This is a genomic window from Clostridium sp. CM042 (assembly GCF_055080995.1).
Genome location: NZ_CM143646.1, coordinates 2,899,758 through 2,922,322, shown reverse-complemented (window position 1 = coordinate 2,922,322; position 22,565 = coordinate 2,899,758). Strand labels below are relative to the sequence as shown.

Annotated in this window: 20 protein-coding genes and 1 pseudogene; 6 read left to right on the top strand and 15 right to left on the bottom strand. The window is 30.9% G+C overall.

Translation table 11 applies throughout. The features are described from left to right. Positions 1 to 2: 2 nt before the first annotated feature. The 4 genes from ACWJJ7_RS13975 to ACWJJ7_RS13960 all read right to left on the bottom strand — a co-directional run bounded on the left by ACWJJ7_RS13975 (position 3) and on the right by ACWJJ7_RS13960 (position 4,803). The gene (locus ACWJJ7_RS13975; protein ID WP_462962620.1) at positions 3 to 935 is read right to left on the bottom strand and encodes an NAD-dependent epimerase/dehydratase family protein; all 933 of its coding nucleotides are present in this window, start codon (positions 933 to 935) and stop codon (positions 3 to 5) included. 213 nt (positions 936 to 1,148) lie between these two features. Beyond that, positions 1,149 to 1,727 carry a sugar transferase gene (locus tag ACWJJ7_RS13970; protein WP_462962619.1) on the bottom strand — a complete coding sequence of 193 codons (579 nt, stop codon included), beginning with the start codon at positions 1,725 to 1,727 and terminating at the stop codon, positions 1,149 to 1,151. A 40-nt stretch (positions 1,728 to 1,767) separates the two neighbouring features. Beyond that, on the bottom strand, positions 1,768 to 3,639 hold the full coding sequence (locus ACWJJ7_RS13965) for a polysaccharide biosynthesis protein (RefSeq protein ID WP_462962618.1): 1,872 nt from the start codon (positions 3,637 to 3,639) through the stop codon (positions 1,768 to 1,770). 327 nt (positions 3,640 to 3,966) lie between these two features. Further along, entirely contained in the window at positions 3,967 to 4,803 is an 837-nt protein-coding gene (locus ACWJJ7_RS13960; RefSeq protein ID WP_462962617.1) for a YihY/virulence factor BrkB family protein, read from the bottom strand. A 258-nt stretch (positions 4,804 to 5,061) separates the two neighbouring features. On the opposite strand from ACWJJ7_RS13960, the gene ACWJJ7_RS13955 reads away from it, so the two are divergent. Further along, positions 5,062 to 5,928, top strand: a complete 867-nt coding sequence (locus ACWJJ7_RS13955) for a nitrilase-related carbon-nitrogen hydrolase (RefSeq protein ID WP_462962616.1) — start codon at positions 5,062 to 5,064, stop codon at positions 5,926 to 5,928. 654 nt (positions 5,929 to 6,582) lie between these two features. Here the strand turns inward: ACWJJ7_RS13955 and ACWJJ7_RS13950 are convergent. The 3 genes from ACWJJ7_RS13950 to ACWJJ7_RS13940 all read right to left on the bottom strand — a co-directional run bounded on the left by ACWJJ7_RS13950 (position 6,583) and on the right by ACWJJ7_RS13940 (position 8,791). Further along, a complete protein-coding gene (locus ACWJJ7_RS13950; protein WP_462962615.1) occupies positions 6,583 to 6,933 on the bottom strand; it encodes a hypothetical protein in 351 nt (116 codons plus the stop codon). A gap of 88 nt (positions 6,934 to 7,021) precedes the next feature. After that, on the bottom strand, positions 7,022 to 7,291 hold the full coding sequence (locus ACWJJ7_RS13945; protein ID WP_462962614.1) for a DUF1294 domain-containing protein: 270 nt from the start codon (positions 7,289 to 7,291) through the stop codon (positions 7,022 to 7,024). A 114-nt stretch (positions 7,292 to 7,405) separates the two neighbouring features. Continuing rightward, positions 7,406 to 8,791, bottom strand: coding sequence for a L,D-transpeptidase family protein (locus ACWJJ7_RS13940; protein WP_462962613.1), 1,386 nt, complete (start codon positions 8,789 to 8,791; stop codon positions 7,406 to 7,408). A gap of 288 nt (positions 8,792 to 9,079) precedes the next feature. Here ACWJJ7_RS13940 and ACWJJ7_RS13935 point away from each other — a divergent pair, with 288 nt between their 5' ends. Next, positions 9,080 to 9,205 (top strand): hypothetical protein, encoded by a 126-nt coding sequence (locus ACWJJ7_RS13935; RefSeq protein WP_462962612.1) that lies wholly within the window; start codon positions 9,080 to 9,082, stop codon positions 9,203 to 9,205. Here ACWJJ7_RS13935 and ACWJJ7_RS13930 read toward each other — a convergent pair. From ACWJJ7_RS13930 to ACWJJ7_RS13915, 4 genes and pseudogenes are all read right to left on the bottom strand, one after another. Then, positions 9,202 to 10,113, bottom strand: a complete 912-nt coding sequence (locus ACWJJ7_RS13930; protein WP_462962611.1) for a DUF4179 domain-containing protein — start codon at positions 10,111 to 10,113, stop codon at positions 9,202 to 9,204. The two genes, ACWJJ7_RS13935 and ACWJJ7_RS13930, sit on opposite strands and share 4 nt — an antisense overlap. Next, a complete protein-coding gene (locus tag ACWJJ7_RS13925; protein WP_462962610.1) occupies positions 10,110 to 10,607 on the bottom strand; it encodes an RNA polymerase sigma factor SigX in 498 nt (165 codons plus the stop codon). Before ACWJJ7_RS13925 ends, ACWJJ7_RS13930 begins: the two co-directional genes overlap by 4 nt. A gap of 315 nt (positions 10,608 to 10,922) precedes the next feature. Further along, positions 10,923 to 11,018 (bottom strand): annotated as a pseudogene (locus ACWJJ7_RS13920) (DNA-binding response regulator); the annotation flags it as partial. Positions 11,019 to 11,071: 53 nt separating this feature from the next. Next, the gene (locus ACWJJ7_RS13915; RefSeq protein WP_462962609.1) at positions 11,072 to 11,632 is read right to left on the bottom strand and encodes a hypothetical protein; all 561 of its coding nucleotides are present in this window, start codon (positions 11,630 to 11,632) and stop codon (positions 11,072 to 11,074) included. 655 nt (positions 11,633 to 12,287) lie between these two features. On the opposite strand from ACWJJ7_RS13915, the gene ACWJJ7_RS13910 reads away from it, so the two are divergent. The 4 genes from ACWJJ7_RS13910 (at position 12,288) to lepB (ending at position 15,966) form a co-directional block, all read left to right on the top strand. Continuing rightward, a complete protein-coding gene (locus tag ACWJJ7_RS13910) occupies positions 12,288 to 14,516 on the top strand; it encodes a HelD family protein (protein WP_462962608.1) in 2,229 nt (742 codons plus the stop codon). 113 nt (positions 14,517 to 14,629) lie between these two features. Further along, the gene (locus ACWJJ7_RS13905) at positions 14,630 to 15,181 is read left to right on the top strand and encodes an RNA polymerase sigma factor (protein ID WP_462962607.1); all 552 of its coding nucleotides are present in this window, start codon (positions 14,630 to 14,632) and stop codon (positions 15,179 to 15,181) included. Further along, entirely contained in the window at positions 15,165 to 15,404 is a 240-nt protein-coding gene (locus tag ACWJJ7_RS13900) for a hypothetical protein (RefSeq protein ID WP_462962606.1), read from the top strand. The genes ACWJJ7_RS13905 and ACWJJ7_RS13900 overlap by 17 nt, the downstream gene beginning before the upstream one ends. A 22-nt stretch (positions 15,405 to 15,426) precedes the next feature. Next, on the top strand, positions 15,427 to 15,966 hold the full coding sequence (gene lepB, locus ACWJJ7_RS13895; RefSeq protein WP_462962605.1) for a signal peptidase I: 540 nt from the start codon (positions 15,427 to 15,429) through the stop codon (positions 15,964 to 15,966). Positions 15,967 to 16,471: 505 nt separating this feature from the next. Here the strand turns inward: lepB and ACWJJ7_RS13890 are convergent. The 4 genes from ACWJJ7_RS13890 to ACWJJ7_RS13875 form a co-directional block, all read right to left on the bottom strand. Then, positions 16,472 to 17,008, bottom strand: a complete 537-nt coding sequence (locus tag ACWJJ7_RS13890; protein WP_462962604.1) for a hypothetical protein — start codon at positions 17,006 to 17,008, stop codon at positions 16,472 to 16,474. 50 nt (positions 17,009 to 17,058) lie between these two features. Continuing rightward, entirely contained in the window at positions 17,059 to 17,244 is a 186-nt protein-coding gene (locus ACWJJ7_RS13885) for a cysteine-rich CWC family protein (protein WP_462962603.1), read from the bottom strand. A gap of 393 nt (positions 17,245 to 17,637) precedes the next feature. Beyond that, positions 17,638 to 21,270 carry an AAA family ATPase gene (locus tag ACWJJ7_RS13880; protein ID WP_462962602.1) on the bottom strand — a complete coding sequence of 1,211 codons (3,633 nt, stop codon included), beginning with the start codon at positions 21,268 to 21,270 and terminating at the stop codon, positions 17,638 to 17,640. Continuing rightward, positions 21,251 to 22,510 carry an exonuclease SbcCD subunit D gene (locus ACWJJ7_RS13875; protein ID WP_462962601.1) on the bottom strand — a complete coding sequence of 420 codons (1,260 nt, stop codon included), beginning with the start codon at positions 22,508 to 22,510 and terminating at the stop codon, positions 21,251 to 21,253. Before ACWJJ7_RS13875 ends, ACWJJ7_RS13880 begins: the two co-directional genes overlap by 20 nt. Positions 22,511 to 22,565: the final 55 nt, after the last annotated feature.

Here is a 22,565-nt window from a genome sequence, read left to right as displayed (position 1 = left end):
ACTTATTCTTTTGTATCAACCGATTCTGTTGCCCCAACTGCCTCTGTTGTGGTAACTGTTTCTGTTACCCCAACTGCCTCTGTTGACATAATCGATGCTTTCAAATCTCTAATTCTATAATTCTCTTTATAATCAGACATGCTCTTCTCATAAACCAAACTTCCAAATACCTTACTAAATGTTTGGATTTTTAAACCCATAAGACGTAATAAGGGGTTAAATATTTTAGTTAAGCTAATACGCGAGCCATGAGCTTCTGCAATAAGCTTCACCATCTCTGAAGTTTTAACGTACTCACTATTTTGTGGAAAGAATACTCCACTCTCTTCATTTACAATCATAAGCCTAATAAACTCACACAAATTATCTATATGAAGCATACTTCGCTTGTTGTTAATGTCGGGGAAAATAGGTAGTTTCTGAGCAAGTTTTGCTAATTTGGGATAATTTCCTTTAGAGCCTTTCCCATAAATCATAGGTGGTCTAAGAATAACAATTTTAAAATCATCACACTGTAAAGGTTTTATTCCTTTTTCTGCTTGAATTTTACTGTCTCCATAAAAATTACTGGAAATTAGAGCAGTGTTTTTATCTATGATTCTTTCCCCGTTAACATTGCTACTATCACCATAAACAATAATGCTACTCATAAAAATAAACTGCTTAACGCCAGCTTTCTTTGCTTTCTTAGCAGTTTCTACGGTAAGATCACGATTGACTTTATAATATAACTCTTCCATTTTAGGGTCTGATGAGACGTGTGCTATACCTGCAACGTGAAAGATTACATCATACTGCGTAAAATCTTTTTCTTTCCATGAATCGTCCTTCATATCCAATGTATCCATAGAATACTCATCAGAATATTTTTCTAGCCATTTCTCAATGGATGTACCTATATAGCTATTCGCTCCTGTTATAAGTATCTTTTTCATCTTAACATCTTCTCCTTCTTAGCAGAAACCCCAATGTGTCCTAGCTTACCAGTAGCACTAATTTAAATTGTTAAATCATCTCCTGCGGAGCTGCATTAACGACTTCAGAAGGAGAGTTATACTTCCACTGAAGTTTTCTATTTGTTAGGGCATGTAACTACCACTTATAGAAGTGGTAGACTTTCCTTCTGAAATGTCGTTAAGTCTTCAGACCTATTTTTTTTTTTGCCCATCATCGCGAACACCCTCTGCTTTTAAAACTTTGGATACCGTTTTAAATAATATTTTCACATTAAGTAATAATGATTTATTGTTTAAATAATATACGTCATGTGCTGTTTTTTCAGAATCATCATTCTCATCTCGTCCATTAATTTGAGCCCATCCAGTAACTCCTGGAAGTAGTTTATGAACTCCTGCTTTCGTTCTCATTTCCTTAAGCTCAAGCTGATTATATAAAGCAGGTCTTGGTCCCACAAAAGTCATATCCCCTTTAAGAGTGTTAATTAATTGTGGAAGTTCATCAATACTAGTCTTTCTTAGAATTTTCCCAATACACGTTATATAACTTTTTGAATTATCAAGTTTATCAGTTGCAACATTAGGAGTTCCAATTTTCATCGTCCTAAATTTATACAATTTGAATAATTCATTATTTTTGCCTATTCTCATCTGGGTAAAAAATATTGGCCCTTTTGAATTAAGCTTTATGATTATCCCTATAATTAAAAATAGTGGTGATAACAACACTATTATCAATAGGCTAATTATAACATCCAGAAATCTCTCCATATTATGCCCCCTGTTTTTTTAAAATTACTCTGCTTTTTGATTATTCTTCTACAGTGGTGTCTTCACTTTCTGCCGTACCTCTGTTATATGTTGGAACTATTGCTTCTATTTTTTCAAGTAATAATGTTATATCATCTTTTTCGATAATGACCTTAAGTTCTTTCATTCTCTCTTTCATAACATCCAAATCACTAAACGTTGGTTTCCCAATAAAAATCTTTTCATGTTTAGTATTAATAAGTCCCTCTTCACTCATTAATAGTTCTTCATAAAGCTTTTCTCCCGGCCTAAGTCCTGTAATTTCTATTTTAATATCTTTGTTTGGTTCAAACCCTGAAAGCTTTATTAAATCCCACGCTAAATCATATATCTTAACAGGTTGCCCCATATCAAGCACAAAAATTTCTCCACCTTCTGCATATGCTCCAGATTGAAGCACCAATTGTGCTGCTTCGGGTATTGTCATAAAGAACCTAGTTATATATTTATTAGTAAGTGTAACTGGACCACCATGAGCTATTTGGTTTTTAAATAGGGGTATAACGGATCCGTTACTGCCTAATACATTTCCAAATCTAACTGCCACAAAGTGTGTTTTACTTATTTTGTCCATAGATTGTATAATCATTTCACACATTCTCTTAGTAGCACCCATAACATTGGTTGGATTTACCGCTTTATCTGTGGATATCATCACGAATTTTTCAACATTAAACTTATTCGCGCAATTCGTTACGTTAAAGGTTCCGAACACATTGTTTTTTATAGCTTCCATAGGGCTTTCTTCCATTAGTGGAACATGCTTATGTGCCGCTGCATGGAAAACTATATTTGGTAAATATTCTTCAAAGACATTCTCAAGTCTTTGTTTATCTCTAACAGACCCTATTAATACTTTTAAATCTAAGTTCGGATATTTATACTGAAGTTCCATTTGAAGATCATAAGCATTATTTTCATATATATCAAAAATAATTAATTGCTTAGGTCCAAATTTTATAATTTGACGACATAATTCAGAACCAATAGATCCACCGCCACCTGTTACTAGTATTGTTTTATCGCGAATAAAACTTGCTATGCCTTCCATATCAAGTTCTACTGCCTTACGTCCAAGTAAGTCCTCAATCTCCACTTTCCTAATTTGGCTTAATGAAACTTTGCCGTCTATTATGTCATACATGCCTGGAATAATTTCTATCTTACAACTTGTTTTTTTGCATATTTCGAGTATTTGTCTCTTATCTTCATCTTCTATGGTTGGAATTGCTATAAGTATGGTTTCTATATTCTTTTCTTTTGCTATGGTAGGTATTTCTCGTCTATCTCCAAGGACCTTCACTCCCATAATAGTGTTTCCTTTTTTATAATCTTCATCATCAATTACAGCTATCGGTATATATTTACTCTGGTTACTGCTTTTCATTTCTTTTATAACCATAGCTGCAGCCGCTCCAGCACCAATTATCATTACTCTCTTTCGGTCACCTTTACTGACATTACAACTTACAATACTTTCGAATCTACCGTAGATTCTAAAGGACATTCTAATACCAACTATAAATATAATGCTAAAAGCACAAGCTATTATACTTACCCCATAAGCAAAATTATGTCCAATAATTCTAATAAAAGCAATAGTTGCAATATTACCAGTAAGACATCCCCCAATAACAAGCATAAATTCATCTACACTTGCATAACTCCAAAGGCTGTCATAAAGTTTGAAGAGAAAAAAGCAAGCTATGTATATAACTGTCACAATTAACGCTATCTCTTTAAAGTCACTTGAATAGAACTTGAAATTTTTATAATTATATCTAAAAAAGATAGCTAATATATATGCTAAGTTTATTAGTACTGCATCACTTAGTATTAATATTGGTTTTTTCCATTTTCCTAGAGTTTTCATATAATGCACCTCTTTATTTTATATATAATAAAATATTATTAAAAACTTATTAATTACAATTTAATACACTTTTCTTCAGTTTCACTGCAGTATTAAGTATACCATAATACCTTTAAATAAGTGTTAATATTTTATGAAACTTAAAATTTCACAATACAAAGCTATTTTTTTGTCTTACATCTTCTTCATTATATCATTAATCATCACCTACAGTGCTGTAATATTAACGACTTCAGAAGGAGGTTTAAACTCCCACTAAATTTTTCTTTTTGTTATAATATAGATTTCTAGCTTATAAAATTTGGAGACTTTCCTTGTAAAATGTCGTTAATACTTTTTACACTTAGGTTTTTGTTTGCCTTCTCGCTCGAAAGCTAGCAATGCATTAACCTCCCCCCCTAATAGTATTATTACGGATGTTAAATAAAGCCATAACATAAGCACTATTACTGCCCCTATTCCACCATATATCCTAGAATAATTATTGAAATTATTAACATAATATGCAAACCCTAAAGAAGATATTAACCATCCTAAAGTACTAAAAACAGCTCCGGGCATTACCTCTCTCCATGTTAACCTTCTACAAGGAGTAAAATAATATAATGCTGCAAATGTAAATGCCATCCCGCCTAAAGATACTAAGTATCTCATAATATCCCAATTCAATATAAACTCGCTAGATAGATTTAAACGTGCTACTATAACTCTTCCTATCATTTGTCCAAAAACTACCAGGGATACTCCCACAATAATAGCTACTACAAGTCCTAGCATAAATAATATAGATATAGCTAATGTTTGCCAAAAAGGTCTTGTCTCTTCCTCATCATAGGCTTTATTTAGTCCCTTTATTATAGCCCTGAAACCACTGGACCCTGACCACATTATGCCTATTATACTTAATGATAGTAAATTCACATTTCTTGAATCCAGCACTTCTATAACAGTATTGTAAATTAAATCAAAAGCACTCTTGGGCATTATTTGATGTAGATATACCAACACATCTCTAGTTTCTAGATTGCTATAACTTAACATGCTAATTAGTAGCAATAAAAAAGGAAAAAATGATAACAACAAATCATAAGCAAGCTGAGCTGCCAATGCAGTAATATCATCATCCATAACCCTACATATAAGTTGTTTTAAATTTTTTAACATATAGCAACCACCTTTTCAGTTAACAATTAATTATCCTATGAAGATTCAACATGCAGGTTGCTCTGATAGTAGAGCATTCGTTAACATACCCATTATATACTATTTCTCACTGTCCTACATGTTTTCACCTTCAATTATTTATAAATATAAACATATTTTACACATTATATTTTTCAAAAAATTTTGATTTAATCTTTTAATACTTACTCTGATATAATATGCATTATATGAAGATATTATTAATAAGGAGTCGATAACATGAAATTAGCACTAGCTCAATTAGATATTGTTTGGGAAGATAAAACTAAGAATAAAGAAACCGCAATACAATTTATAAAGCACGCAACTACTGAAAATGTGGATATTATTTTTTTCCCTGAAATGACTTTAACAGGCTTTTCTATGAATACTTCTTTAATAGGGGAAGATAATAATGAAACCGTAGAATTTTTCAAGGAAATAAGCTCTAAATTTAACATTTTCATAGGCTTTGGATATGTAGAAGGAAAAACAAACAGCAAAAACAAATACTCTGTAGTGTCGCCTCGGGTAATTCATCGAGGCGTGCCTCGGGCAATTCATCGAGGCGTTCCTCGGGTAATTCATCGAGGCGTTCCTAGTGGCGTCCCCCAAGGCACGGATCTTGTGAATTACACTAAAATTCATCCTTTTTCCTTTGGATGCGAAACTAAATTTTACCAAAGCGGAAATGAAATCAACTACTTCAATGCTTTTAATTTTACTATTTCCCCTTTCATATGCTACGATTTACGTTTTCCAGAAATATTTCAGATAGCATCTAAGACCGCTACATTAATAACCGTTGCAGCTAACTGGCCTATGGATCGCCGTGAACACTGGATTAGCTTACTCAAGGCAAGAGCCATCGAAAATCAATGTTATATAGCAGGTATAAACCGAATGGGTGAAGGAAATGGATTAACCTACAGTGGTGACTCCATGATTGTAGACCCACTAGGGAACGTAATAAGCAGCCTATATATGGATGAAGGTTTAGTTATAGCTGATATCTCTGAGGAGAACGTAACCCAGATTAGAGAAAAATTTAGACTTAAAGAGGATAGAAAAGAAAGTTTGTATTGTGAATTGTTTTCAAGCAATTAAAAATTCATCCACAATTTCGACAAAGTTATCCACTAAAAGGGGATAACTTTGTTTATTAACACGCTAAATAAACTATATTTTAATAAAAATACAGTTACTTGAAGGTTTATTCAATTTTACACACTAGTTATCCACAAATTTGAACTTTACTTGTCAAATTCTAATAACATATTGTTTTATGTGATTCATCATTTAATTTATTTTTAAATTCAAAGTTTCTTTATAAGTTATTACCTATTTTTTATGTTATATAAGTAAGTACGTCCACTATTATAACCTCAAAATAGTAAAATTTCAAGACAAAATTATGAAATTTATAGTTCTGTGTAAATATATGTAAAACTATGAATATTGGACTGTAAATTAAGTAGTACCTTTGATTTTTTCTTTCATTATAATGGATACCAAATATCTGTAACAGAGAAGATTTCAATCTTACTATTTTCAGACAATTGAAAATCTATCCACAATTTAAAGAAAGTTATCCACTAAAAGAGGATAACTTTTTATAATATATGCTTTTTAGACCGTATTATACCAACAAATACAGTTTTTATGAAAATTTATTTAATTTTACAGAATAGTTATCCACAGGTTGGGAATAAACCTCAAATGAATTCCTCCTAATTGAGAAAATCCCTCCTGTGGTTATAGTTATTTTGCTTTCTTAAGATCCTTCGATATTTCTATAATTCTACTATCATTATAGGATACTTTCATACTTATACTATTTACATCTATTTGAAGTCTATCAATTTTATCATCAATAATTGTAATATGTTCAGAATTATGTTTATATCCATCCAAGATGGCCATGTCAGTTGGAATCAGTTTTTCATCTATCGTTATACCTAATTTTTTAACATCATTTTCAATTGTATCAAGTTTATTTTCAATGGTATCAAGCCTTTGGGTGTTTCCTTTAACCTCAGTTTTTAAATCTTTAAAACCTTCTTGCATTTCTGAATACATTTTGGTCATAAATTCAAACATTTTATTTTCCATAATTCCACCACCTTTCTACTATGGCTATCTACAATTTATCTTTATTATACCCTCAAAACACTAAAATTTCAAGGCAAAATTATAAGAATTATAGCATCTTATATATGTATTTGAAAAATATAAACAATTGAACTACAAGTATCAATGGTATCCCTATTACAAACTTGTTATGCTTAGTTTTATGCCTAAATAAACGCATACCTATAAAAATACCCAAAGCCCCAAAAGCAGAAGCTATAGTGAAAAGAGTGTTCTCTGGAGTTCTCCATTTTCCCCTTTGTGACTTTTTCTTGTCTGAATACATGGCAAAAACACCGTATAAGTTAATCGCCAAAATATAATATAAAAATAATTTCATGTTTTCTCCTCCATTTTAATTCACTATGTTTTGTTCTATCATATTAAATATATCTATATAGTACCGTACATTTTTACATACGTCGATAGCCCCAAATTGAAATCAACACAATTACTATTTATAGCAAATAACTGGAGTATTAGCATCGATATTATTGTATATCGTAATGGCTAAACGGTCTGGTGCATTTATACAACCATGAGAACCATTTGTTAAATATATACTTCCGCCAAAGACATTTCTCCAACTTGCACCATGTATTCCAATACCACCATTAAATGGCATAAAGCAATTGACAGGTACACTGTAACCCTCTCCCTTTAATGTGGCATTTTTTTCTTTGTATTTTAGTTTATAAACACCTGTTGGTGTTGTATATTTTTTGCTTACATTACCAGTAACAACATCTCCGTCTGCAATAAGGGAACCATTCTTATAAAACCACATATGTTGTTTTGTCATATTAATTTCCACATAGGTATTCCCGATATCATTTACATCATGAGATACTGCAGTTTGGGTATACTTAGGCTGCTTTGTTATGGTTTGTCCAGCTTTTATAGACACAATTAAATCATTGACTTCTCCCGTGCGATCAACTAACCATCCATAATCGCCCCCACATACTTTTATCGTTGTTCCGAGTGATGTAGCAAAATCTCTTTCAGTCCCATAGGTATTATAATGATTGCCCAGTTCACTTACATAATCTTTCATTTTGTTTTCATCAAATGAAATTGCAAGATTGTTATTAACTACTAACCAGTTGTGTATTATAGAACCATCTAAAACTTCTTTACCTCCAGTAAATGTATAAGTGATTTTTGAAGCTACATAATAATCAAGCAAAATTTTAGTGTTTTTAACTTCTTTAGAAGTTGAAGTATATTTTGGATTAATGTATTGATTTGTTGTTTCCAAATTTATTGTTGTTTCTCCGTTGAGAATTGCATTTACTATAGCTGCATGCATTTGCTTTCTATTGATTTTGTTTCCCATAACTTCTTTTACAATTGCATATCCGGTATCTGAATATTTAAAGCTAGGATTTTTAGGCTCAATTATTTTATTGCTATCAAAACAAGAGAGATTATCAAAATGTTTTTTTAATAGTTTTTCATCATAGGACACTATGCCAGATAATTTAGAAGCTTTTGAATTAAAAACCTCATAAATCCACGCAAAAGAATTTTGACTGTCTTTTAAAACTTGAATTTTATCCTTTGCATTATATTTAAGTCCAATGTCATCAGCTTTAAGTTGTTCTTTCACACCGCCACGTTCTTGAAGTTCAAGTGTATATATTTTGCATTTTGCTGATATTTCTTTATCTAATTCATCTACTGTTTTACCAGAAGCATTAATACCATTAATTGAAGAACCAAAATAAAAATGATTGTTAAAATATATTGACATACCCAAATATAAGACAAATAGAATAGAAAAAGAAATTATACTAATACTAATAGATTTTTTGTGTTTTATTGTTTGTACTTCCATGAGACACCTCTTTAACTATAGTATTTATGTTAATAAGACAATCTTACAACCAAGACTTTCTCATGAAGAATGCAAAAGCATATTTAGCAAGAACATTGGATTTAGCTATAACATTTATATTCCGAATGTGATAAACTTTGCCTCAGAATCTTGTTTTTGATTTTATAATTTGCTTTCCCTCCTAAATAACTAACTATAAATTAGCCGATTGCGCAATTCATCAATCATTGAACCACCTAACTTTTAAGCCGTTAGGCTTTTATATTTTCCTCCACTGTGAGAGAATAAATGTCACTACAAAAAATATTATCAACAGAGGAGGAGAATATGTTTTGTATTAATAAAATTAAACAACTTAATATTTTTGAACAGATAGCTAAACTTGGCATATGGAGTATACTTTGGATTTGTTAATTTTTCCCCTTAATTTCCAATTGTCCCTTCCAAGAACCTGAAACTTTCCCAATTTTATTAATATTAATATCTAAAGTCACAGGGTAATCAATTGGATTAAATCCAGCAAATGTAGTGGTTCCATCTGCTTTATCTCCAATATCACGAATACCGATTTCTAACTGCTTGTTATCTTTGAGCAATTTAAAAGGCAAATGGTTTTCACTTTGTATAAATTGGAGTTGTGAAATGGTACCAGCATTTTTGTCCAAGTAATATTCAGGTGCTTCTACTTGTTTGCCATCTATAATGCCATCATATTTTAACTCTATGCCTTTTGTATCATATTGAACAGGAATAAGATTACCATTTTTATCTTCTATTCTATAGTGAACAGAGACACGAGATTCTGAAACATATAAATCTGTTAAATGAACGGTAATGTTTTGATCGGTAATTTTTTTATCTAAAGTTTGAAATTCACCATTTTTTGTTGCATCTACAACTGTTCCATCTTCACGACTCAACCCTTCATTAACCACCTTGTCTTCTACTACATGATTTTTGAATAGATTGTAAATAGTACTTGCACCTGCAGGTATACTAACCATTAAGGCTAATGCTGTGACTACCGTAGCAAATCGTTTCATTTTATTCATATTTATAAACACTCCTCTAATTTTACTAATTATGTTTTTATTATCTAATTTATATTCTAATTCATTCCATGCTTTTTCAACATCAATTGTATCGCTTTGTATCTCTTGTTTTTTTAATTCTACTTCCCATTCATTCATCTCTATTAATTCATTAAATTGCCTCTGACAAACTTCACATATATCCAAATGCTGTGCAACTCTTAGCATCATTTTGGGATAAATTTCCCCATCTATATATGCTTGCAATATTCCTATGTCATAACATTTCATACCTTCACCTCCAGTTTTTTTGTATAGAGATTCCTAAATTTTTTTTGAGCACGAACTAGAATCGTACCAATAGCAGATGTTTCTATTTCTAATATTTCAGCTATCTCTTTATATTTTAATCCTGAGTACCGCAACAATAAAAGTTTTCTATCTTGCTCTTTCAATTCATCCATAATATTTCGTACGTTCTCAATTTCCTGTTTTCGAATCAATTTGTCATCAAGTGTTTGCATATCTTGTGATTCTAAGAAAAAACTTGCTTTTTCTACACGTGCTTGGTGTCTTTTTTCTGATCGTAAATAATTATATGAAACATATATTGCAGATTTAGCAAGCCATCCATTAAGATACTCAATCTCTTTCCAGTTTGTTTTATAGAGTTGTACAAATACCTCTTGCGAAAGATCTTCGGCAACTGTTTGATTTTTCACAATTTGGATAGTACGTTTAACAACATCCGGATAATACTTTTTAAATAATTCTTCAAATGTCATAAATCGCACAATCACCTCCTAGCTGTCTTTATTTTATCTTTTATAAACAAATACATTGCAAAAAGTTCAAATCTATAAAATTCGTTGCGATTATAGTACTCTATCTTCTCTATATGTATTTATTTTGGTTGGTTTTGTTTTTACATCATTTTTGTCTAGACATATAATAGAAACCAGATTTATATTTTTTATAACACATTTTTATTTTTTTTTGTATGTAACCTTAATAATCGAATAAAATCGAGATTGGATTAAATAATGAATACTCTCCAAGCCTTTTTTCCGTCTAAATTAGCATAAACCTTTTCTTTAGACTTGAAATACTGCCATCCCTTCATTTTTTAAATATATTTCAATAGCTTCCCTAATTTCATATTCATCGTCTACAACTAAAACATTAAACTTAGTCATGCTAATCATCCCCTTACCTGTATTATATATATGTTAATGAGAACACTTTACAATCAGGACTTTCTCATGAAGAATGCAAAAGGATCTTTAGCAGCACCATTAGATTTAGTTATAACATTTATATTCCGAATATGATAAACTTTGCCCTCATAATCTTTTGCTTGATTATCACATATATAGGCGTAATCGTAATTCCCCTCCTTTACCCATTTCATAAATACATATGTATGACTTGGAAAGCCACTCTTATCATCTGTGGTGAAACATATATCTCCAGGCTTTAAGTTTTCATAATCCTTTTGTTTTTTAAAGCCCTTTTCCGTAAGTATAGATATAATTTGTTCTGTATTGCTTGTTTCCTTGGGCACATTAATATTGTTTCTCCTTAGCACTTCAGCCATAAAATAAACGCAGGTATTTTTTGAACTACCCTGATTTAATTCTATTGCTGCACCATAGGTATCTTTTTGATTTCCTTTATCCGCTAGAAAATTATATACATTTTTATTTAATGACAGATTTTCTGCTTGAGTATATGGATAAGTATTTATTGAAATTATTATTGCTATACTTGCTATCACTAGAACAATTACAATCATGCTTGCTTTTCTCATTTGATTTCCCCCCTAAATAACTAACTATAAATAATTATACAGAATATTTTTTACAAAATACTCATCATAATTCTTACAAATTTATTAAGAAAAGGTTACTACTCAGCCATTGCAAATCAAATCTTCACATGCAAAAGCTGCCTTTGAATATGTTTTAGAAAGTTTTTGCAATGTCTCTTTTTTTTAATTACCAGTTTTGCAACTGTTCTCTCTTTAGTCTTTTCAAGGTTGTCAGAATAGCATATTGCACATTTTAATTTGGTATTTTCGTAAATGCAATCCTTTTCTATCACAAAATATTTGCTCACTTTGCCTTGTAACATTATATATTATATTAAAAAAAGTATACTTTCCTAAACAATAAAAAAAGAAGGCATCTAATTGCCCTCTATATCTCTGTTATTAAATTGTTATTATTAATTTCTTTTACAGTTTTTAATATTAGTATAACTTAAAAATTTAAGTATTTAAGTATTTAAGTATTTAAGTATTTAAATAAAAAAAATCACGTATAAGCTTTACTTAAACAAGATTTTTAGATATAATTAAATTTGGATATATCTATAATAATTATACTATATATGTCACTTTTATTATAACACATAATGAATGATAATGTCAATGATTTTTACAAAAAACATAGGAGCGTGAGAAAATGAATGATTATGAGCTAAATAAACAAGAGGAACTTCTATATCTTAAAAGTACACTTAACTTCCTCAAAAAAGAATTAGGTAAAGACGAATATGAGATAAATTTTAGGAAAAGAGATCTTATTGCTTCGAGAAGAGATATGTGGCAAGAAACTGTTCATTCTTCAAATGATTTTGATAGGATTCCAGAAATGCTTCAACATCTTTGCGACGTTGATAGTCAAAATTATAATTACGAAAAAGCACTAGAACGAATAAAAAAATATACACGGATTTTAAACTCACCTTATTTTGGAAGGTTTGATTTTAAGGAAGATGCTTATGATGATACAGATCAAATTTATATTGGTCTTTATAATTTAATAGATAATGATACAAGTTCAATTTTAATATACGATTGGCGCTCCCCTATTTCAAGTATGTTTTATCAATATGAAATTGGTAAAGGATCATATAATGCTCCCTTCGGAATAATTTCAGGAGATATTTTTATGAAGAGGCAATATAAAATTGAGAATTCTGAGCTTAAGTATTTTTTTGATAGCAGCATAACAATTAATGATGATATCTTACAAGAAGTGTTAAGCCACAATTCTTCCTCAAATATGAAAAATATTGTTGAAACCATCCAAAAGGAACAAGATGTAATTATTAGAGATACTGAAAATGAGCTTTTGATTGTACAAGGCGTAGCTGGAAGCGGTAAAACATCTATAGCACTACATAGAATTGCATATTTGCTTTATGTTGGTATGGAATCAAAGATACATTCAAACAATATTATTATAATTTCTCCTAGTTCTGTTTTTAGCAAATATATTTCTGGAGTTTTACCAGAACTAGGTGAGGAAAATGTAGAGGAAACTACTTTTGACAACATTGTAGTTGATTTTTTAGATAATAGATTTATATATGAAAGTAGAAAACAGCAACTTGAAACTTTGATTATTAATGATAATCACCAAAATTTAAATATAAAAATGGAGAACACTAAATTTAAAGGTTCGAAAACATTTGTAACTATTTTGGATAGATTAATAAAGTATTATGAGCATAAATTAACCCATTTTGAAGACTTATATTATGATGGAAAAATTATTGAAACAAAGGAGCAGCTAAATAATCTTTTTCTAAATAGTAAAATGGATATGCCAATATCAAAAAAACTTAAAAGAATTGAAAGTATGATGCTTAATAAGATTCATCCTTTAAGAAAAGCAAGGCTTGAAAAAATCCAAAAAATTGTTCTAAATGGCGTCGGGCATGAATTAGAGGTAAAATCTTTTAGCAGATTAATGGCAATTAAAGAAGCTAAAGTATTAATGAATCATATTCATAAATTTACGCAGGTTGATTACGCGGATTTGTATAAATTACTTTTTAATAAAACAGGACTTCTTTTAAAACTTTCGCAAGGGTTAGAATTACCAAAAAACATTAACCAAATGGCATCAGAAACCATAGAAAGTCTCCATAAAGGCTATATTAATTACGAAGACTGTGCTCCCCTTTTATATATCAAACTAAGGCTTAACGGTAGTCGCGAGTTTTCAGATATACGGCAGGTTGTTATTGATGAAGCCCAAGATTATTATCCACTCCAATATGAAGTTTTTAATCTTCTGCTACCTAGAGCTAAGTTTACAGTACTCGGTGACTTTAACCAAACTCTCGAAAAACGTGGTGATAAATCTATATATGATGATATAGAGAAAATTCTACACAAGAAAAAGAGCATAAAGCTTTCTATGAATAAAAGTTTTAGGTCTTCCATGGAGATTAATTCATTTACTCAGAAAATATTAAATAGCAAACAGGAGTTTGTTTCCTTTGAGAGACATGAATCAGAGCCACAAATTATATTTAAGGACAATGAAGAGTTGCTTTATGAAGCTATAATTCAAGATATTCATAACTATGAAAATCGTGGTTATGAGTCTATTGCAGTTATTTGCAAAACGGAGAAAGAAACACTATTGGTTCAAAAAAAACTATCCAATTTAACTAACATTAAATTGTTAAATACAGAAGATACTGAGAGTATAAAGGGTACCCTTGCTATTCCTTCTTATATATCAAAAGGTCTAGAATTTGATGTAGTGCTTGTGTGCAATGTTTCAAATGACAATTATAACAGTGAGTTTGATAGGAATCTTTTATATGTAGCTTGTACAAGAGCACTACATCAGCTTGCTATTTATTATACAGGAGAAAAAAGTAAGTTTATTTAAATTTTTTCAGGGGATTTCTTCTTGTTGTGTTACTAAAGATATGAAATCCTTTAAAAATATGGTAAATTAAGAGTAATTATACTTTAGTACTACAGATGGTTAGGTGGAAATAGATGATAAAAAATATTTTAAATGTGAATAAAGAAAATTTCAAGAAAATATATGAAACAAATTTTAATTCTGTTTATTCTTTTGTATTTTTAAGATTAGCAGCAAACAAAGAAGCCACCGAAGACATAGTTCAAGAGACCTTTATCAGTGCAATGAAAGGACTCATTAACTATAAAGGTACAAGTTCATATAAAACTTGGTTATGTGGAATAGCAAAAAATAAAATATTAAATTATTATAGAAATAATATTAGAAAAGAGGATTTTGCTTACGCAGAAGAACTCGATTATGTAAAGGATAACCAAGATATTGAATTTATGATTATAAATTCGGAAACTAGAAAAATAATTTTAGAAACCTTAAATAATTTGAAGCCCAATTATAAGTATGTTCTTATTCTTAAATATATAGATGATTATAGTGTAAATGAAATTGCAAAATGTTTGTGCAAAACGCCAAAGTCTATTGATGGCATATTACAAAGATCAAAAAACAGTTTCAAAATAGAATTTCTTAAGATATCAGGAGATGAATTATATGATAAAAGAAGATGAAATCTTAAAAGAAATGTTTAAATTCATAGATGTAGAAATTGAACCTCCCGATGGAACGAAACAAAGGATATACCAAAAGCTTTTTTATGACTCAAATCAATGCAGTTCTTGGTATTTATCTTGTCTTTCTTGGGTTTCAGAAAAGTTTTTGAAATTTTTGATTCAAGCATGGATTTTAATATGTATTTGTATGACTATTTTTACTCCAACTATTGCATTTTAATTTTAATGAGGAGGTTAAATAATTGAAACTATTAAAACATTTTATCAAAGAGTGGTTATTCGCCATACTTGCAGCAATAATTTTGGCAACTTTAATATATAAATTTCTATTTTATAATATTAAAGTTCCTTCGGCATCAATGTACCCTACTATAAAGATAGGCGATAAAATTACCGTTACAAGAATTTATAATAAAGAGAAGCTAAAAAGAGGTGATTTAATAGTTTTTGAATCAGCTGAATTAAAAATGACATTAATAAAGAGACTGATAGGGCTTCCAGGCGATGAAGTTATTATAAAAAATAAAGGGCAAGTTTTTATTAATGGAAGCAAAATTGAGGAACCATATGTAGTATATATGGATGATTTAGATAAAAAATTTAAAATTCCAGAAAATAAATATTTGTTTTTTGGAGACAATAGAGCGGATTCATTAGATGCCCGAAGATGGGAAAACCCGTATATAGATAGTAAAGATATAAAAGGAAAAGCACAATTTATTATATATCCATTTAAGAGATTAGGAAAATTTGTAATTGGAAATGATGCTCTTAATCATTAGAATTACTGACATTTGTTTTAGTATTACTATACTAACATTTCGACCAAATTGAAAGTAACACAATTGATATTGTGTTACTTTCAGTATATTAATATACACTTAACATATTAAATCATCTTCTGCGAAGCTGCAATATCAACGACTTCAGAATGATATTTAGACTTCCACTGAAGTTTTGTTTTTTTGCTGTGGTAGCTACCCCCACTTATATAAGTTTGGAGACTTTCCTTCTGAAATGTCGTTACCCCCAACATCTAATGATATTGGATTACTTGCACCGATATATAAGAAGAATGTGAATTAACTCTACTATGTAAATTCTCGACACCATCTTAATAATATTGAATGGTATCTTCCGATGTACTACAGATAGGAATCAATTCAACTACTCTGGTCACATCATCTATCAAATTATTTGGGAATCCATCTTGAAACAACCGAATACCTCCTCTGTTCACATTAGAATACACTCTCGACGCAGTTTAAGACCATTGTGAATTAAAAGTTATTTTGTTAATGTTTTTTTGTCGTCTGTTTTTATCTGTTTCAACATATGATGAACAATAAATTTTACATTTACTAATAATAAGACTAAAGATACAATTATTACTAAGCTATTAACCATTTTAAATACTATATTAATGGATTGATTAAACAAATTGAAGTATTGATTATAAAAGAAGTTAATAGTGGTAGCCCAGTGCCAAGGGAAAATTTTCAAGTGTCTTAATCCTATTAATGGGAAAAATGCTTTATCTATTAAATCAGGTAATGCTCCCCCTAAAAAACAAAATAAAACTGAAGATATATACTTTTTTTTCACAAATATCACTGATAGAAGAAATATTCCGAATGAAATTAATACATCTGTACTTCTTGTTAATGGATAGTTATGCGGAATTAAATCCATAATACCATGTCCAATTATATTCCCTGCAAATCCCAATGTTAAATACCCTATTGGCTTATCACCTTCTGCTATCTTTTTAGCACATATTGGTGCAGTTGAAATGCTGAAAACTGTATGAAAAATTAAATTCATTTATTAAACACCTCCCTTTTCTGAGATTAACCTATAATCACTAATTTCATTTATTTCTGGTGTTTTTCTAAACAAGATTTACATATACAAGCTTTACCCTTTTTATCATTAGGAATCAAATCTAAAATGTACTTAGGGACTTTTACTGTATCACACCAACATCCACCTTGACCATGTTGACAATTATTGTCTTGTCCACAAAGTGGACATATTCTCTCTAATCCTTCTACTCTCACTATTATCACTCCTTCATCTTTTTTTACATTTTGAAAATGCTATTATAACATTATTTTACATGATACTATACTTTAATAAATATCTCAATATCCACGGTAACTATCGGATATGTAATTTTTTCATTAAATTTCATCTAAATCCTCCCTTTTTTATATACTTCGCAATTTTAGTTGGCTTGATTGCAATTAGATTTTAGTTAAATTTAGTTAAATTCTAGTTAAATTTTAATTAATAGGTTGTTCGCATGTAAGGCACATAGAATCACTATGCATAACAACAGGAGGTTGAATGTGAGTGCCAGGGAATTTTATATTCGCAAAAGATTAGAATTTTTTAATCAAATTTCTAGTTTTAAGCCCGTTTGCAAGGCACGCAGGAGAAATGTGATACTTCTACGTATACTCTAGTTTTACCTTGCTTCCTCCCTGTCCCTGCTCTGACGGAGTAATTATTAGTTTTACAGGCACTCTACTGCGAAGTTCCTCCACATGACTTATTATTCCCACAGATAATGTACTTGAATGAAGTTTTTCAAGTGAGTTCATTACTACTTCTAAAAGATTCGTGTCTAGTGTACCAAATCCTTCATCTAAGAAGAAGAACTCTAGTGGAGCACTACCTTTTAACTGAATTTGTGAAGACAGCGCAAGCGCAAGACATAGTGAAGTTAAGAAGGTTTCTCCACCGGATAAAGTGTTTGTTTCACGTCTTGTTCCTCCATTAAAATCATCTCTCATTACAAAGGCTCCATCAGAATCAAGCTCCAATGCATAACGTCCTCTTGTTATGTCTTTTAATCGTTTTGAGGCTTCCATAGATATGTATTTTAGCTGCTTCGTAGCTACATATTCCACAAATTTATTCCCTTGAATTAATGTATCAATTTCTCTTAAAAGACTAAGCTTGTGTTCTATAGCGCTTCTCTTTATTATAAGGTTTTTAACTTCTAGTAGCTTTCTTTCCATTTCCTCAAGGGCCCTATGTTGAGCTCCTATTGCTTTGGTTTTTTCTTCTAAAATCTTCCCAAGTACTTCTCTTTTTTCTTTTACCTCTTCAAAGAGTGTAGCGTCTATTTCTTTCCCATTAAGTAAATTTTCTACTCTTTGTAAATTATCTATTATGCTACGTTTAGATTCTTCATACTGTTTTATTTCTTTTTCAATTAGTAACAAGTCTCCTCTTGAAATTAAATAGAGACAAGCTATTTCAGCATTTTTAAAGGAATTTTCTTTAAGAACTACGTTTAATTTTTTTTCTCCCTCTTGCAGCATCTTTAAAAGCATTTCACTTTTGTTTTCTTCACTGGTTTTTTGAGTATCTAATCTTTGCTTTTCTATATTTTCTTTTTCTAAAATATCTTTTAAGCTGGCCTCAATAGACGTTATATCTTTTATTTCATTTTTCACCTTTTCTATTTCAGTTTTAGGTGTGCGCTCTATAAGAGCGAGATCTTTATTGGGGATAAATCCACACAGTTCAACTATTTGGATAGTCAAACGGTCTATTTCTGCCTTCTTTTCCTTACCGCTGGTTTCTATTTCCGTTTTTGAAGTGGTAAGATCCCTTAAGCACTTGTCTACGTCAGATGCATCCTTTTCTAATGTTACTAGCTCTACTCGAAGCTTTCTTGCAGTACCCGTTAATTTTATTACCTCATTATCTAAATCTTTTAGTTGCTGTATTTTTCCCTTTATGGATACTGATGTTATGCTACTACTTTGATTTTGCTTAAATGGGTTCTCCTGATTAATCAAGTCTACTTTTAAAAGCTCATGCTTTTCGCTCAGCAGTTTTAACCTTCCTTCTGCAATAGACAACTCTTCCTCTATTACTATTAGCGCTTCGTTTTCTTTTCTTAAACCTTCCCTGAGTGTTGCTTCTTCCATATATACTTTGCTTTTTTCATCACGCAGATTATTTAGTGCTAAGTCTATCTCAGTTTTTTGTTTGTTGTAGACTTCTAAGTTTTCCTTAAACTGAATTAATGAGGATTCCCTTGCATCCTTCTCGGCGCGAAGTTTCTCAATATTTATATCGTGAAGCTTAACATTAACTATTTCTAATTGGCTATTTATATACTCCTCATCGCTTATTAACCTCACAAGTTTTATTTGCTCTTTTTGATAATCTTTAGATAAATTTTCTAGGTTTAACTCTCCACTTTGCTTTAAACTTTTCTTAACTTCTAAATTAGTATCTACTTTTAGCTCTGCTATACGGGGATGATGCTCCGACCCACATACTGGGCATAGTCTTAGCTTACCAAGTTCGTCTCCCTCTTTTAAACTAGAGGCTAAAACTGCTGCCATGTTAGCTCGTTCTATTTCCTTTATCTCACCTTCTATAATTTTAAGCTGAGCTTTCACACTTTCTATAGATTCTTCTGCATTTTTTAGATTTAACCTACCTTTTTCGGTTTCAATGTTAATAGTTCTATATTTCCCTTGAAGTTCACCCTTTATTTTATGGTTTTCTACAGCTTTCTCTAGGGTATCCCGTAGCGAACTATAGGCCTCCTGCTTTTCTAGCAACAAATTATTATCTCCCGGGAAATTATTTGCTATTTTCTTACTTTTTTCTTCTAAAAGAACTAGTTTATTTTGTTTGCTTTCCTTAAGTATAATAGCTTCTCTATGCATTAACTTTGTGGTATTTGCCCCATTCTTTAAATCTTCCGCTTTTTTCTTAAGCTCTTGTACATTTTTCGCCGTAGCTGAAACTTCTAGTTCACTGTTATAGGCGTTATACAGTTTTTCCCTATACTCTGGTAGTATCTCTATTTCACTTAGTTTTTCTTCAGTAACTCCCAGTCTATTTTCTATTTTCGACTTATTAGTAACAATAATTGCATTCTTTAGATTTTTCTCACTAATATTTCGCGTAAGTTCTTTATGCTGTTTTAAAAGGATATCTTTTTCTTTAGCTAGATAGGTTATTTTCTCTTCAATATTTGCAGCTTGTTTAAGGCTTACTTCCTTTTCAATTAAAATAGGAAGTTTATTGTTTTTATCAGTCCATGCTTTATCATAAGAAGTTTTTGTAATGTTCAGTTTTTGACATATGACTAAAAAAGCACTACTTAGTTTTTGAAGTGTATCCTTGTTTATCGCTAATCTTTTTTTAGTTTCGTGCACATTATCAATATAGGGTTTTACATTTAATGCTGAACTTCCCTTAGTGAATTTTTCTTTTTTATTTTTTATTTCTTCTGCTTGCTTGTTTAAGTCAGCTTCTTTTTTTTCATACTGACTCTTTTCTTGTTGTAACTCCCAGATAGTTTTATATTCCTCGAAGTCTTTATCCACAGTTTTTTTCTCAGCTTTAATTTGTTTTTCTTCCTGCTTTAACCCATCTAGTACAGATTTTATTTCATTATGACCTTCTTCACCTACGTCTTCATATCCCTTCATTTCTCCCTGAATCATAGTCTGAGTTTTTAGGTTTTCATTTCTAACTGATCTTATTTTTTCATAAAGCTTGGTGCCGTATTTTTCTAAGGCAAATATTCTCTCTAGCATATTTCTTCTTTCTTTTCCTGTAAGCTTTAAAAATTCATTGAATTTACCTTGAGGTAACACGACTGACCTTGTAAAATCCTCAACTTTCAGTCCTATTATTTCTGTAATTTTTGTGTCAATCTCCTTTGGTCCTTCTGCTAAAACCTTGTTTTCATCAGCATTTCCCTTATTTATTTCTATAAGCCTTGCATAAGCAGTTTTGAAATTTCCAGTTTTTAATCTCTTTATGCTTCTTTCTGCTCTATATAGTTTTCGAGTTTCCCCTAGTCCTATTTCAAAGTCGAAGCTTATTTCTACTACATTGGTTTCTGTGTTTACAAACTCTTTGGTGTCTCTAGATACTTTTCCATAAAGAGCTATGGTTATCCCATCTAAAATTGTGGATTTACCACTAGCTGTGGGACCGAAGATACCGAAAAGTCCTTTTTCTGTAAGCTTTGAAAATTCAATAGTTTGCTGCTCTACAAACGAATTTAGCCCTTTTATTTTAAGATTTACTGGTTTCATCTTTCGGTTCCTCCTCTTCATCTAATGCTATGTTTAAAAATAATTCCATAATTTCATCCGATGGCTCTAGCCCACCTTTTGCCTTTGTAAAATATTCTCTAAACATTTCTTCCATGGATTTTTCCCTTAGGCTTTCCTCTAAATCCTCTTCGCGTTCTATGCCCTCAAGTATTGGTTCTATAGAAACTATATCAGGCCTAAGTCTTTTCATTTCCTTTATGTTTTCGGTGCTTATTATTTCTTTTGTCTTTATTTCAAGGTATACCCAAATGTTTCTTTCACCCTCATTTTTGCATTTTTCTATTGCTTCCTCGGTGCTGTTACATTTCCATACTTCTATAGGCTTATAGTTTCTAAACATTATTTGTGAAACTTCAGCTTCGCCCCCAGCTTTAACATCTACGAGGTACGCTCCCTTACTATAATTTATTTCACTTTTGCTATATTGAATTGGAGATCCGCAGTATCTTATCTTCCCCTTAGTTCCTGGCACTTTTTGCGGTCTATGAAGATGACCTAATGCTGAGTACTGAGCATTCTTTGGAAATTTAGATGGTGAAACTGAAAGACTTCCCCCTAGTTGTATACTTCTCTCTGATCCACTTTCCTCTCCACCCATAGCATAGAGGTGTGATACTGCTAGGTTTACAGTATCCTCTCTATATTTATCAGATAGATTTTCAAACAGTTCCCCTATTCTATCAGAATAGCTTTTTTGCCTTTCTTCATCGTTAATCTCTATTGAAAGTACTTCATTTAACCTTTTTTCACTTGGATAGGGCAGTGTTATAATAACTGCTTTTTCCCCTCTTATACTAAGCTCTAAGTACCCCTCTCCGCTTTCTATTATTTCAAAATCACACTTTCCGTCAATATTAAATTCTCCAAATACGCCTTGCCTTGCTATGCTCTTTGGTTCCCCTAAAAGTACCACTCCATGACCGTATGCAAGAGGACTCGGCGCAACTAATCTTTCTGGATTATCATGGTTACCTGCCACAACTAGCACTGCAGTTTTCCCGCTACTTGTTATATCCTTAAGTGTGCTATAAAACATTTTTTCAGCTCTTGCTGGTGGATTTCCATTGTCATAGATATCTCCAGCTATAAGTACTAAGTCTATATTATTTTTTTCAACTATTTCTATAAATTCTTCTAGAAATTCTTCCTGTTCCTCTAGTCTACTGTACTGCTCTAAAGTCTTCCCCAGATGCCAATCGGAGGTGTGAAGTATTCTCATTTGTGTCTCCCCTTTCTTATTAACCTGTTAGATGCATATTAGTATTAAATCATCT